Origin of the sequence: Exiguobacterium sp. JMULE1 (assembly GCF_013337175.1) — a bacterium.
Taxonomy (GTDB): Bacteria; Bacillota; Bacilli; order Exiguobacteriales; family Exiguobacteriaceae; genus Exiguobacterium_A; species Exiguobacterium_A indicum.
Map to the genome: position 1 here is coordinate 2298160 of NZ_SGWC01000002.1, position 12978 is coordinate 2311137.

General features: G+C 45.0%; 15 protein-coding genes and 1 riboswitch. Of the genes, 4 read left to right on the plus strand and 11 right to left on the minus strand.

What is annotated here, in order from left to right; genetic code table 11:
• Positions 1–40 precede the first annotated feature (40 nt).
• From EXW93_RS12255 to EXW93_RS12285, 7 genes are all read right to left on the minus strand, one after another.
• The gene (locus EXW93_RS12255) at positions 41–334 is read right to left on the minus strand and encodes a hypothetical protein (RefSeq protein WP_174316506.1); all 294 of its coding nucleotides are present in this window, start codon (positions 332–334) and stop codon (positions 41–43) included.
• Positions 335–382: 48 nt separating this feature from the next.
• Positions 383–922 (minus strand): hypothetical protein, encoded by a 540-nt coding sequence (locus tag EXW93_RS12260; RefSeq protein ID WP_174316507.1) that lies wholly within the window; start codon positions 920–922, stop codon positions 383–385.
• Positions 923–991: 69 nt separating this feature from the next.
• Positions 992–2860: a DEAD/DEAH box helicase gene (locus tag EXW93_RS12265; protein WP_174316508.1), complete on the minus strand. Its 1869-nt coding sequence runs from the start codon at positions 2858–2860 to the stop codon at positions 992–994.
• A 1-nt stretch (position 2861) separates the two neighbouring features.
• Positions 2862–3080: a hypothetical protein gene (locus EXW93_RS12270; RefSeq protein WP_174316509.1), complete on the minus strand. Its 219-nt coding sequence runs from the start codon at positions 3078–3080 to the stop codon at positions 2862–2864.
• Positions 3081–5078: 1998 nt separating this feature from the next.
• Positions 5079–5483, minus strand: a complete 405-nt coding sequence (locus EXW93_RS12275) for a hypothetical protein (protein WP_174316510.1) — start codon at positions 5481–5483, stop codon at positions 5079–5081.
• Positions 5484–5990, minus strand: a complete 507-nt coding sequence (locus EXW93_RS12280) for a hypothetical protein (protein ID WP_174316511.1) — start codon at positions 5988–5990, stop codon at positions 5484–5486.
• Positions 5987–6142: a hypothetical protein gene (locus EXW93_RS12285; RefSeq protein WP_174316512.1), complete on the minus strand. Its 156-nt coding sequence runs from the start codon at positions 6140–6142 to the stop codon at positions 5987–5989. Before EXW93_RS12285 ends, EXW93_RS12280 begins: the two co-directional genes overlap by 4 nt.
• A gap of 162 nt (positions 6143–6304) precedes the next feature.
• Here EXW93_RS12285 and EXW93_RS16655 point away from each other — a divergent pair, with 162 nt between their 5' ends.
• Positions 6305–6490 carry a ribbon-helix-helix domain-containing protein gene (locus tag EXW93_RS16655; RefSeq protein WP_174316513.1) on the plus strand — a complete coding sequence of 62 codons (186 nt, stop codon included), beginning with the start codon at positions 6305–6307 and terminating at the stop codon, positions 6488–6490.
• Positions 6491–6592: 102 nt separating this feature from the next.
• Positions 6593–6784 carry a YegP family protein gene (locus tag EXW93_RS12295; RefSeq protein ID WP_174316514.1) on the plus strand — a complete coding sequence of 64 codons (192 nt, stop codon included), beginning with the start codon at positions 6593–6595 and terminating at the stop codon, positions 6782–6784.
• Between the two features lie 978 nt (positions 6785–7762).
• Here the strand turns inward: EXW93_RS12295 and EXW93_RS12300 are convergent.
• The 3 genes from EXW93_RS12300 to EXW93_RS12310 all read right to left on the minus strand — a co-directional run bounded on the left by EXW93_RS12300 (position 7763) and on the right by EXW93_RS12310 (position 10537).
• Entirely contained in the window at positions 7763–8770 is a 1008-nt protein-coding gene (locus EXW93_RS12300; protein ID WP_174316515.1) for a hypothetical protein, read from the minus strand.
• Positions 8771–8948: 178 nt separating this feature from the next.
• On the minus strand, positions 8949–10040 hold the full coding sequence (locus EXW93_RS12305) for a tyrosine-type recombinase/integrase (protein WP_174316516.1): 1092 nt from the start codon (positions 10038–10040) through the stop codon (positions 8949–8951).
• A 146-nt stretch (positions 10041–10186) separates the two neighbouring features.
• Positions 10187–10537 (minus strand): HesB/IscA family protein, encoded by a 351-nt coding sequence (locus EXW93_RS12310; RefSeq protein WP_029342414.1) that lies wholly within the window; start codon positions 10535–10537, stop codon positions 10187–10189.
• Between the two features lie 111 nt (positions 10538–10648).
• Positions 10649–10790, plus strand: a riboswitch (FMN riboswitch).
• A 155-nt stretch (positions 10791–10945) separates the two neighbouring features.
• Between EXW93_RS12310 and EXW93_RS12315 the strand changes: the two genes are divergently transcribed.
• Positions 10946–11512, plus strand: a complete 567-nt coding sequence (locus tag EXW93_RS12315) for an ECF transporter S component (protein WP_029342415.1) — start codon at positions 10946–10948, stop codon at positions 11510–11512.
• A 76-nt stretch (positions 11513–11588) separates the two neighbouring features.
• Here EXW93_RS12315 and EXW93_RS12320 read toward each other — a convergent pair whose 3' ends face one another.
• On the minus strand, positions 11589–11822 hold the full coding sequence (locus EXW93_RS12320; RefSeq protein WP_023469141.1) for a YuzB family protein: 234 nt from the start codon (positions 11820–11822) through the stop codon (positions 11589–11591).
• Between the two features lie 92 nt (positions 11823–11914).
• Between EXW93_RS12320 and EXW93_RS12325 the strand changes: the two genes are divergently transcribed.
• A complete protein-coding gene (locus EXW93_RS12325; RefSeq protein ID WP_023469142.1) occupies positions 11915–12967 on the plus strand; it encodes an NAD(P)/FAD-dependent oxidoreductase in 1053 nt (350 codons plus the stop codon).
• The last annotated feature ends 11 nt before the right edge of the window (positions 12968–12978 follow it).

Genomic DNA, 12978 nt, shown 5'->3' on the forward strand with positions numbered 1-12978 from the left:
GAAAATTGATCCTGCAACGAAATCAACGCCTGTAATTGCATCATGTGCGGTCACCTTCGTCGATTAGGTGTTCAACCTCTATACCGATAAGCTCTAGCGAGTCGCTGTATAGCGCCATCGCCGCTCGATACGTAAGAGCAGTCTTTTTTGTATGAATGCCATTCACCAAGATGAGCCTCTCGACGACACGTAGCGCGTTTCGGTTACCAATCTTTTTTGCGCCTTTGATGTAAGCAACAAACTCATCTTCGCTTGCCGGAAACTTGTGCAGCAGTTCAACGACCCTTGCGTCATGTAAAATGACTAGCTTCTTATCCTGCTCTAAGAATTTCATTTTATCGTCCTCCTAGAATGTAATAAAAAAACGCCGAATGACTCCATGTCACCCAGCGCGTTTTACTTTTCTTTTTTCTACATAATTGGCAACAACAGTGAAACCATCTTTGGGTTTCAATCCAAGACTAATCATTTGAGCTCTTTGGCTCTCGACAAGTGCGTCAATCTCCCCTTCCTCAAAACTATCCAACATCATTCGGGTCACTACAGGGCGCTTCCGATTGAATAGCTTGCTAAGGGGTTTCACGGATTTCCTTTTATTTAGAGGCAGTCGAACCAACTGCATGTTAGCGGCAGTGTTTGTCCCTAAACCGCTCTTGCACCGTAGACCGATCACATGGTCAAGAGAAAGGTATGATTGGCTCTCCGGATCTTTGAAAGTCAGCAAGTTACCTGAAATCGCACAACGTCCCGACTGCTTCATGTACAACTCTGTAAGCTCCGCGGTAGTGATGCGATCATCCAGCCCTAGTTCTGCAGCACTTCGATTAGCTTTTTCTGCACAACGCTGCAGACGTCCTAATAGTGTGTGTCGAGACTGTCGCTTCTTTCGGTTTGCAATCCGTCGTTTTTGATCTTCCGTCATTTGGCACCATTCCAATCTAGTTTTTTATATGCAAAAAGCGCCTCCCCGAAGGAAGACGCCTTTGTGTAATCAATTTGATTTTTTATACTTCTGTGTCGAAACGCGTTCGTAGCCATGCACTGTAAAAACGCGATTTAAAGTCTGATTCTCTCGTAGAGCGCGGGTGAGCGAGTTCGGGGCAATCCCGATCGCACTGCAAATCAGCGCCTTCTTTAGCTCCGGTTCATCGTGTGTCTGTAGTAAATCAGCGATAGCTTTGACTGTATCGCTGTATTCGCCTTTTAAAATTGGTTCATGAATTATCTTCGCACCAGGGAACGCCTGCGCAATCATTGCTACAGCCTCGTCAGGAACAGCTAAGAGATAGGCAGTTAGCGCGTCTTCTTTTCTTCCTGGCCGCAGTCTACCGATATTTTGGATTGTCGTGACACCGATATGCGAATTGACGACACCTTGCACTAACGGATCCGCATAGAGAATCGAAGCACTACGATCAGGCTTATAGTGTCCATCGATTTGTTCATCGGGGTAGCGACTGTCTCCGATAGCTATGTTCGTAATAGCCGCTGGAATCGCGGTTCCTACCTGCAAGATTGCGTCTGCATGCTCGTAATCGTTCACGCCTCGGCCGCTGTCATTCGGTTTGTACAAGACACTATCCGGATTAACCGCAGCAAGACGCTTCATAAGCAGTTCCATCGGATCCCCTTTAAATACGGACACCAAGAGTTGCTCATGCTCGAGCATTAGCTCGCCTTCGACTAAATAGCGCAGTCTTTCGATGTTATCTGGACTCGATGCCCATCGTTTAGAAGCAGTGACGGCGTTACAGACGCGAATTGTAAGATTTGAATAGTCGAATACTGGCGTCTCCGGGCGAATGGTTTGAAGGCTCGGCAACAAGTCGTACATTGCGTCAAACTCCGCTGTGGCATCGAAGAAAACGACGTCGTACGGATTCAAGGACCCAGCTAAGGATTCGAAGCAAGACAGTCCGAAATCGTTGACGGAAGCACCAAGGTTATCAGTCAAATAAACCCCATCCGTCTTAGTTTGCTTCCACTCCAACCGCGCGCCGGTCTTTACGATGAACTCAAAAGACTTTAACAGTCGCTCGAAATCAAAGCCGAAGCGAGCGCGTGCTTGTTCGACTAGGCTTGGGGGTAGCGAAAATGCCTCATTAATCGCAGGTATGCGCTTTGCGTGAAATGACTCGCGCTCAGTCCGATCAATCACGTCAGACAAGTTCCGGATATGTTGACGTACCTCTTCGAAGGAACGAACAGCAAAGTTAGTACCGGTGAATCGGCGAGTATTCTCTACGACGTTCTCTAAATTCGTCATTATCATGCTTAAAGAGCTTCGTGAGATAGCATGCTCGCGTAGTAACGGAAGTTGTTCGTCAACGATAATTGAACGAGTGTCTTTCAATGTACCGACTACTCCTGTAAACTGCGCCAACCGGCTATCGAACATTCCGGAATCGAGCGCGATCCGGAACATTGCGTGCGTAAGGATCACGATGCGGAACTCATGCGCAACATCTAACTGCCTTGCGTAATCTGTCTCGTCAACAAAGCTATCTTTGCGCCGGATTGCAATGGCTGAACCTTCGCGTGCTTCGTTTGCTGCGGTCACCAGTTCATCCACGACCTCAACGCGCGGAACTACGACAACGATCGGACTACCGGAATGCTTCGCTGTGGCTTCGATAAACCGCGTAATCAACAGCGTCTTACCTAAACCGACGTCAGCGACGATGGCGACCTTTTTATCGTAAGCACGACGATTAACCAGCACGTCAACCATGCGATAAAAGTGCGATTCTTGCGATTCTGTGACTGTTTTACCGCTCGTCTCTAACGTTGTAGTCACGCTTTCTACTAAATCAGTTCGGCAAAGTGTCGACTGCTTAAACGGTCTTGAAATTAGCGTCATTTCAAACCAGCTCCTTCACTATTTGTGTGCATTTTTCGCCCTTTTGCGCCAGATAATCGGTCAAAAATGCGATAATCTTGCGTTTGTTCTTCGGATCATTCGGTTGGTACGTCGGGTATGAGATGATTTGGTGCGTGATATAGCGTGAGACTCCGGTTTGGCGCGAGACTTCTCGGACTGACAAGCCTGAAACGTCCAGCATTTCTTGAATGAAGTTCATCTTGCTCCCCTCCTTATGGTTAAGCCAATGTGGCTAATACAACGCAAAAAAAGCAATCCGGCATGGGCCGAGTTGCTGAAATGATTTATGTTTAAACGCCTCTTCATACTTATATGCAACAATTAGCGCTTTTTTCAGGCAAAACACGCAAATAAATTTAATTATTTTTACCGTCCTACACCTTCTCATATAGTAAAGGCAACAATTTAGCCTTTTTAGAGGTTATTTATCAAAAATAAATCTAAAAAATACCCTCTCATACTTATAGGCAACAATTCGGCCTTTTTGGCGGTTATTTATCAAAAATAAATTTAATTATTTTGATCAGGCTATGCCTTTTCATATATACATACAACAATTAGTATCTTTTGTTCCATTTTTGAGTAAAATAAAATTCACAAAATACTTCTCCATATAGTAAGGTAACAATCGGCACTTTTTATCGGGTTTTAAAGCGAAATAAATTTACTGCTCATATCTCCTCAATAGTACATACAACAATTAGAGCTTTTTACAACCTAATTACGCAAAATAATTTGAAATATAACTCTCGTCATACTTATATACAACAATCTGCGCTTTTTGTACGGTTTTACCGAAAATAAATTTAATAAATACTTCCTCATATAGTAAAGGCAACAATTAGCGCTTTTTGTCGGGTTTTTAGCATAAATAAATTTAATTATTTTATTAGCGCTGATCCGCGGATATTGGCGCCTACTCTCGTAGGCTTGCGTAATGCTTCCTCATATCCTAATAGAACATCTAGCGCTTTTCATCGACTGTTTACGCAAAATAAATTTAATAAATTCTTTCTTATAACGTAATAGAACAATTAGCGCTTTTTGTAGGCAAATTACGCAAAATAAATTTATCGTTTTACTTCTCTATAACGTAATAGAACAATTGGCGCTTTTTTCACTATTTTTTGCGTAAATAAATTTAATTACTTTTATTACGGTATCTAGCGCCTACTCTCGTAGGCTTGCGCAGTATATCGCCAGTGCTTTCGCCTGTATTACCACCTGTTCATAACCACGTTAGTGAACCTCGCGCGAGATTTGTCGTTAGACAAAGATCGCTAGTTCTTATATCGGAACCAAAAAACAAACAGTCTCTCATTAAAGTCTTTTATGAGTGATAGTTTGTTTTTTTGAAGTTCAAGTACTAGTTCCGCTGACGCGTCACACGTATGTTAGCAATGTAATTGAATATGTCGACTATACAAGAGTTTTTATTCGCGCGAGATTTGTCGTTAGACAAAGATCGCTAGTTCTTATATCCGTAATACTGCGCTATTTAAGACTAAGAGAACTTTTTCGCTAAAAAAGCTGAAAGTCATTGGCGCTCTAAGGCTAAACGCTGTTTTGCGATTGAACGTATTTGACCCTCTTTTATCGACCAATTGAACGTATTTGACCCTATGGCGTTAAATTGCGCCCTAATTTGCGCTCTCTAAGACTAAGAGAACTTTTTGCCCAAAAAACGCGGAAACCGTTGCGGCTCTAAGGCGCAAGCCACTTTTGCGATTGGACGTATTTGTCAGTGAAACGGCGACCAATTGGACGTATTTGTCAGTCATCACGATTTAACGCGATAAAGGATAATACGTCAGCACTCGAAATAATTCGCCGATCATCGCAACCTGGCGTCCTTGCTTCGATACCTTCGCGCTGTCCTCGCCTGCTACCGCAAACCCTCGCCCTCGCTTTCGATTCTATGCGTAATTTACCGCCCACCAACCGCAAAAATAGAGTGTGGCGATAATTGCGGGTATGTCGGTATGGTTTGATGGTATAGCGCTGGAATTGCGCTATAAACAGCGGTAAAAACGATAGACTATATTACTCGCTCGATTCTTCGCTATCCAATCGTGATTATAGCGCAACCCTTTCGTACCCATACCGATACCCTCGTCTGATACGCGACGTTCTGTTTTTCTATGAATAAGCGTAAAAAAGACGCCCTAAGGCGCCTTCTGCGATATTGCTATTAAATTTAGCGAGCTACTTCGATACGTGCTTCGATACGGACAATCTCGGTGACTACATTGCCGCAAGCATAACGACCGATTTCGCCAGGTACCGGAATCCAGTCGTCAATACGGTCATCACCGATCGACATACCGATTGCGAGGTTGATGGCTTCGCGCAAGGCTGCGGAAGAGCTGTCACGTCGAACGTAATCTAAATCGATTTCTGCGCCAGCGATTTCGCTATCGGTGACTGGAGCTGATTCTGCATAGACGATTTCCTCAAGCCCCCAAGGTAGCGTCACTTTGATTTGGCTGCGGAAGCTGATGCTTACAGTGTTGTTCGGTACCATCCACGTCGTGTTCAGTGCGGGTAATTCGATGGTTGCCGCTGAGTTCGTTCGTTTCGCTCGGATAAGTAGGTTTTGCATTTAATAGTCCTCCTCTTCGACGAACCGGTCGCCGTATACGATTTTATAAGACAAACCCGAAATAAAGACTCGGATTTTTTTAGAATGGACTAAGCGCCTGCGATCGCAATATTTCGCTTGGTTCCAGAACTCTTCAACTAGCGATATCCCAAACAGTTCGTTCGAAGCCTCTAGAATCACCGCTTCCGAAATCCCCATCGATGTCCTTTCTCTGTCGAACCGAAATATATCATTCAGGAAACTTTCTTCTCTCTCACATTGATAGGTACACGCTCCTTGCCATGTGAAAACCGCAGTATCAATCAGTACATCAGCAGTAAATTCAATCCCGTGGACGAAATCTGCGCGAGGATCATTGTCTATCGGGAAAATTACGGAATCAATAAACGGATATAGCTCCGATCGTTCTAGTTCAGGCGATAAGGAATCATAACCTTCGGCCGTCCGGTTATAGAGTTCAGTCTTTCCATAGACGTCGGTCTTAATACTGTTCAGGTCTTTGTTCATTTCCCAACCTCGACGGTCGCAACCATAATCTTTTTGACCTCTTCTACAGTGCAATTTAATATCTCTGATGCATTCCTTGCGCCGACTACATATGTAACGGCACCTTCCGTAACCCAAAACATTCCATAACCTTTATTCTCAATAAGCAACATAAAAAATTCCTCCTTATGTCTTAAATGTAATTCTGCACCTTTATTGTACGCACACGTGCTCACTATATCTAGTACTTTTTTCCATTAGAGGTCAATATTTGTACGTACACGTGCTCATTATCTTTAAGTGATGTTAGGATATTTGTAAAGGAAGGTGATTTTATGGAGGAAAACAGAATAAGGAAACGTATTAACTTCACACTCGCAGAAAATACATTAGCTAAACTAGATGAAATGGCTGATGAACTAGGATCTTCAAAGAGTAAACTTATCGATATCGCCATAGACAATCTTCATGCGAGATTCGAGGCGTCGCTTCAACTAAAACAGAATAACCCTGATAAATAGTCCTGCTGGTGCGGGACTTTTTTGATTATCTCTTTTACCATAATATTGAATTAAATTAACTTCATTTGGATTATAATAAATATAAAGAGAGGAGGTGTTAACATGAAATTCGAAATCCGTAAGTCTAAAAATGATCAAGTGTACTTTAATGTAGTTGCCGCAAACGGTGAGCCCGTTGCAACTAGCGAAACATATAAAAGCTACGATAGTTGTTTACATGCCGTACGCTTGATTATTGCTGATGCTTCCAAAGCTGAAATCAAAGACCTGCGTTATGTATCAAATTTTTCTTAACAACTTGGACCTGTTCGCGCAGGTCCTTTTTAATACACATAAGGAGACGAAATCATGAAACTAAACATTACCCATAATCCCGACGGTAGTCTATGTTTTCTTTTACTGGATCATGACGGCAGATTGATCGCAACCAGCATTAACTACGAGACATACGAAGATTGTCTAATTGACGCGACAATTACGAGATCGGGAACTGTTTTCGCTGATATTGAATATCTTCCGCCGGCTAAAGGTCCGATTTACCTAGAGTTCAGACGTTAATTTTGGTGCGCGGGTTTATAGGTCGTCGGGAAGGAGAGAAAATAGCCGGTGTCCTTGGGGGTCGCGCAATCCTCGCAGCACTCCGCAATTGATCAATGAATAAAAAACGTATTAACAACGCTACAGAACCATGTTGTGTGTCGTTACTGTTATCGCAAGGAACGTTGGTGTTACGCCAATCATGCGTGGTCACTCGATCGTATCCGTATGCATACGTTATACACAGCGTTGAAACACCGCATAGTTGCGTCGAACGGCGCCTGTATCGGACACCTTTTATGCAACAAATATACAGCGGATTAGTCGCCTCAAAAATAAATAGTGGACGTCTATCTGGAGCTGTGTGCAGACGTAGAGTGTAATAGAGTGTAGTGACATTTTCGCGTCCCTTCATATAGTTACATCGCAGCATTGCGCTACTTACACTCTATCGCTACCCTCGCCATTCCTTGCTACTACACCTAATAACCGAATCAAAAATAAATAATGCTCGTCCAGTCAAAGGTATGTGCCCGTAAAAAGTATAGAAAAGTCCACCTGTTTTTTCTGCTTCCTACTATATTACTCCTGCGTAAAACGCCCGTTATACTGTATCCTCGAAATTAAATATAGCCGCGCATCCTACGCCCGATGCGGATTTAACCGGAATGAAACGGACATCTCGATTTCCATATCCTTCTATAATACGTGTACAGTGGAGCGTAATGTCCGCACTCACCCGACTTCACCGATATAACACTCATCGATAATACTGCGAACCATCTTCAATCCTTCGTCTGATGCGTACTCCTGCGCCACATAGCGCCCATACACGATCGCTGCGTAACCGGACAATCCTTCGCCTTCTGCTTCTTCCATCGCTAACTCAGCAGCCATCTGAGCCATTTCATCGCATACTAACGAAGTGACGATGCTTAAAAAGTACCCGGTGATGCTACGAAGGTTCTTCTTCTTCGCGACATAGGCAGTACGGATGGCTGCGGATTCAATCTGACGAATATATGCGAGCAAATCAAAATTGCGGACGAGTAACGGGAACTGGCGTGATAAAACGGATCTGACGTGATTGGCGATACCTTTCGTTAGCAACTCGAGTCTCTGTTCAACCGGAATCGCTAACAGCTGTATTGCCCTCGTCAGTTCTGTTTCCACGTTAAAGGCGCTCAATATTTCATTCGGAGTAGCATCGAATGTTTTAGAGCTTGAAGAAAAAGAGCTTATAAGAGAAGAAATTAATGGCGACTCATTTCGGCTATATCCTTGTGAATCATTTTCGATAGTTCCTTGCGAATCATTCGCCGGTTGCGCATCTTCGAATTGCGGCACTCCGTTATCTATTTCGTTAGTAGCCGCTGTTTCTTCGATTGGTAAGGGCAGTATACGGACTATATTCGAAGTCTGACGGTTATCAGATCGCCGTTTAGCGTTATGTACCTCGATCATGCCAAGTGTGCGGAGCTTCTTAAAAGCGCGGAATATCGTTGCACGACCGCATCCGACGATAGTGGCGAGTTTGTTCGCAGATAAATAAGCCACGCCGATGTAGCGCAGAGCAAATTGATTTAACCGGTAGTACACCTCACGCTCTAATTTCGTTAGTTGATCGCCTTTCAGCGTGACTTGCGCCCAGTACGTCGCATTGAGGTCGTCTACGCTATCATGCGTCGTCATTGAGGCTAGTGTTTCGGTGTTAAGTATGTGAGTGATATTTTTAAGTGACATTAGTATAGGCTCCCTTTTCGGAGCATCCATGCAAAATAACGCATCACTATATTATTGTGTGGCGTTACTAGCTTGCTTTTCGAGTGAATATTTCTTACACTAGAACTAGAGATTGGTGTTCATGTGTCGTCTGCCCCGGCCAGGGCTTACGTATTTCGCATGGACGCTTTTTTTGTGTTCAGAATCTACTTCCTTTGGATAATTTTCGGAATTTGCGAATAGCAGATGCTCTCTCATGGACGTTTTGTACGTCGTTATCTGTCATCTGTACATAACGTCTCGTCATAGTGACGCTAGAGTGCCCGAGTAAGCGCATCAGCGTATATGCATCGCCACCGTTCAGCACATAGTTCCTAGCTGCAGTGTGTCGCCACGTATGAGCAGACGTGCGTATTCGCTTTTCAACCCCAGTCACTTCTCCGTAAAACTTCAACCTCTTATTCATGTTGTTAGGGTGCATCGGTACACCATTAGTCGACATGAAAAAATGCTCTGCTTCAGGGAAATGAAAAGTTGCTTCGGCTTGTAATTCCTCTAATAAATCCAATACTTCTTTAGAAATAGGTACAACACGTCCCTTACGATTCTTCGCCTTGTCACCATTAATATAGAGACTTCTTGTTTTATAATTTACGTCTGAAAATCGAAGACCTGTAGCCTCGTTATTCCGTACTCCTGTATCTAACAGCAAAAATTGAAATACGTAGTCTCGAAAACCTACGAAAGTGCGCTGATCGCACGCATCAAGTAACGCAGTCACTTCGTCATCCGTAAAGGACTGAATTACATCGTCATCTGTTCGCTGGCGCCGTATGTTCGCCGTAGGATTCTTCTCGACCATCTTTTCTTCTTCGAAGTAGTTGAACATCGCTCTTAAGTTGCGAATTGCTCCGTTAACAGAGTTGGCAGACAGCCCTTTACCGAAATCTTTCTTTCCTAACGAAGGGTGATCGCCGTAACGTGGCGCTTCTTCCGTTAAATAAAGAACGAACTCTCTGACATGCGTATTTTCAACATCCGATACAAACATCACTTCGGGATACTTTTCGCGAAGCCAGCCGTCAAACTTTCGCCAAGTCAGCGAGTAAGCTTCGATTGTTGCCGGTCTTAAATTCCGAGCTTTTCTAGACTCAAAAAATTCGCTGACTGCCCGATCTAGCGCTACATTCAAATCAGCTTTAATTATGGCGTCTTGCTTTCGCCCCTTACCGATTGGCGCACGCAACGTTCTGCGCACGCCTCCACCATTCATCGTTCTTCTTTTAGCCATAAAAAATAGCGCCTCCCATCGTTTTACCGATAGAAGACGCATTAGCGCGGTGCTCACGTAGTAATAATCAATCTTATCCTTCGACATTATCACCCTTCGCATCCCTGCGCTCATTTGCGTCAGTTAGCGCTCAGTAGGCGAATAACTTAACAGCCACCCGGTGTCCCGGCATTCGTTGCCGTCCGGAACGATGTCCCGCAACCGCATGTTGCGATGGCATTCGGATTCGTGATCGTGAATCCGCCGCCAAGCATCGACTGCTTATAATCGATTTCCAGTCCTTTGACGACCGGGTAATCTTTTTCGTCCACGATGACGGTCACGCCGTGCTGTTCGAAAACGAGATCCGTTTCTTTCTGTTGGTCGAATCCCATTCCGTACGACAGACCACTACATCCACCACCTTGGACGAGCATCCGAAGATTCCGTTCATCTGCTGGTGCCTGCGCCATCATGTCTTGGACTTGTAGCGCTGCTGCCTCCGTTAAATGGATCATGTCATCACCTTCCTTTTCTTTAGTATACGCAACTTCTGAGCGAATCGAAACCTAGTTGCTTGAAACTATCTTGAATTCGTTGTATAAATGGTATGTACAACAAAATAATCGTTCCATCTTCAGGGCAGGGTGAAATTCCCGACCGGCGGTAAACAACTATTATGAGTTGAAGCCCGCGAGCGAATAGGGCGCTATTTGCTGATTCTGTGTAATTCAGGAGCCGACAGTATAGTCTGGATGGGAGAAGATGGCGGCATGAGTTTGAATTTGATCGATTTTTGCAACAATCGATTAGGTTTATTTAATGCGGACTTCTCCCCTGTTGATCTCATCAATAGGGGTTTCTTTATGGACGCAGTCATGCCAATACTTCATCGAGAGGAACGAGCAAAAGGAGACAATACTCGTATGAAACGCACACAAAAAATGGTCACTCTGTCAATGTTAGGTTCAATCTCATTTGTTCTTATGCTTATCAATTTTCCACTGCCGTTCTTACCGAACTATCTGAAGATCGACTTCAGTGATGTTCCTGCTCTCGTCGCAGCGATCATGTTCTCACCGGTCGCAGGTGTCATCGTCGAAGCATTGAAGAACGTGTTATATTACATCTTCCGCGGAAGTGGTGTTCCGGTCGGAGAATTCGCGAACTTCGCTGCTGGTGTCGCATTCGTGCTTCCTGTCAGCTGGTTCTACCACAAAAAGAAATCAACACAAGGTCTCGCAACTGGCCTCGTCGCTGGTACAATCACGATGGCACTCGGTCTTGCGATTCTCAACTATATCTTGATCCTTCCAGCGTATGCATGGTTCCTCGGTATGGACTACATGGCGGATCCAGCTGTCAAATGGACAGCAATCACAGCCGGTATCTTACCGTTTAACGTCATCAAGGCATTGTTCATCTCGGCACTCTTCATTCCGTTGTTCTTGAAACTACGACCATGGATGATGCGCCGTCAACAATCTGCCTGATCCGAAAAGCTGCGCCCGCTGACGGACACGAATCCCCTCGTTCAGACGAACGAGGGGATTTTTTGGCTGTTCGGGCTCACAGCTCATTCTCTTCGATTTTTAGGTAAATCTTTTCAAGCAACTCTTCCGGCGTCTCGCCTACGACCGTCTCACCATCAACGAGACAAAAATGATCAAGCGAACAAATGCCGCAATAGCCAAGGCAACCGTATTCGACGACGTCGACGTTCGGGTCACGTTCGAGTTGCTCCATGACGACCTGTGTACCAGCCGCTAAGTTACTGATACAAAATTCAATAATCGGATTCACTTTTTTTCCTCCTTCAAGCAGGAAACGACCTGCCTCATGTCGTATTATACAAGGTCAGACTGATTTAGGGGAACTAAGGGGGATTTTACGTTATGAAGCAATTGGTCGTACTCGGCGGAGGATATGGTGGAATGCGGATTTGTGAGCGATTCAAGGACGAGGAAGTTGCCGTCACGCTCGTCGACCGTCTACCGTACCACGCACTCAAAACGGAATATTACGCACTCGCAGCAGGTACATTATCAGATCGAGATGTCCGGATTGAATTTCCGGAGGGGAAACATCTTACTTATAAATATGGACATGTCATTAAAATCTCACCAGAGACGAATACGGTCCACCTGCAGGACGGATCAGAATTATTCTATGATGACTTGATCATCGCCCTCGGTTGCGAGGATAAATACCACAACATTCCGGGTGCTCAAGAGTTTACATACAGCATCCAGACACTTGAAGAATCGCGCAAGACACAGCAAGCGATCTGTGGTCTGTCACCGGGGTCCGTCGTCTCGATCGTCGGTGCTGGTCTATCTGGTGTTGAACTTGCCAGTGAACTGCATGAAAGCCGGAAGGATTTAACGATTCGTCTGTTCGACCGCGGTCCATCCGTCTTGTCATTCTTATCCGACAAAGTCTCATCTTACGTCCAGGAATGGTTCGAGGAGCATGACGTGGAAGTCATCAACAATTCGAACGTCACGCTCGTCACGGCGGACGACGTCCGAAACGGCGACGATACGTACCCGTCGGACTTGACGATTTGGACGGCAGGTACGCAGCCGGTCAAGGTCGTTCGTGATCTCGGCTTTGCTGCAGATAGCGGTGGTCGGATCAAATTGACGGCACATCATCACGTACCGGAATACGATAACGTCTTCGTCATCGGCGATTGTGCCAGCTTGCCGTATGCGCCAAGCGGTCAACTCGCAGAACATCAGGCAGAACAAGTCGTCGACGTCTTGCAAGCGAAGTGGCAAGGGAAAAAATTGCCGAAACTGCCAGAAATCAAACTGCGCGGAATGCTCGGATCGCTCGGGAAATCAGATGGTTTCGGGATCGTCATGGGCAAGCAAGCGCTGACGGGGAAAGTCCCACGTCTCTTGAAGTCCGGTGTCTTATGGAAACACAAAAAGATTAAATGAGCAAAAGAGGT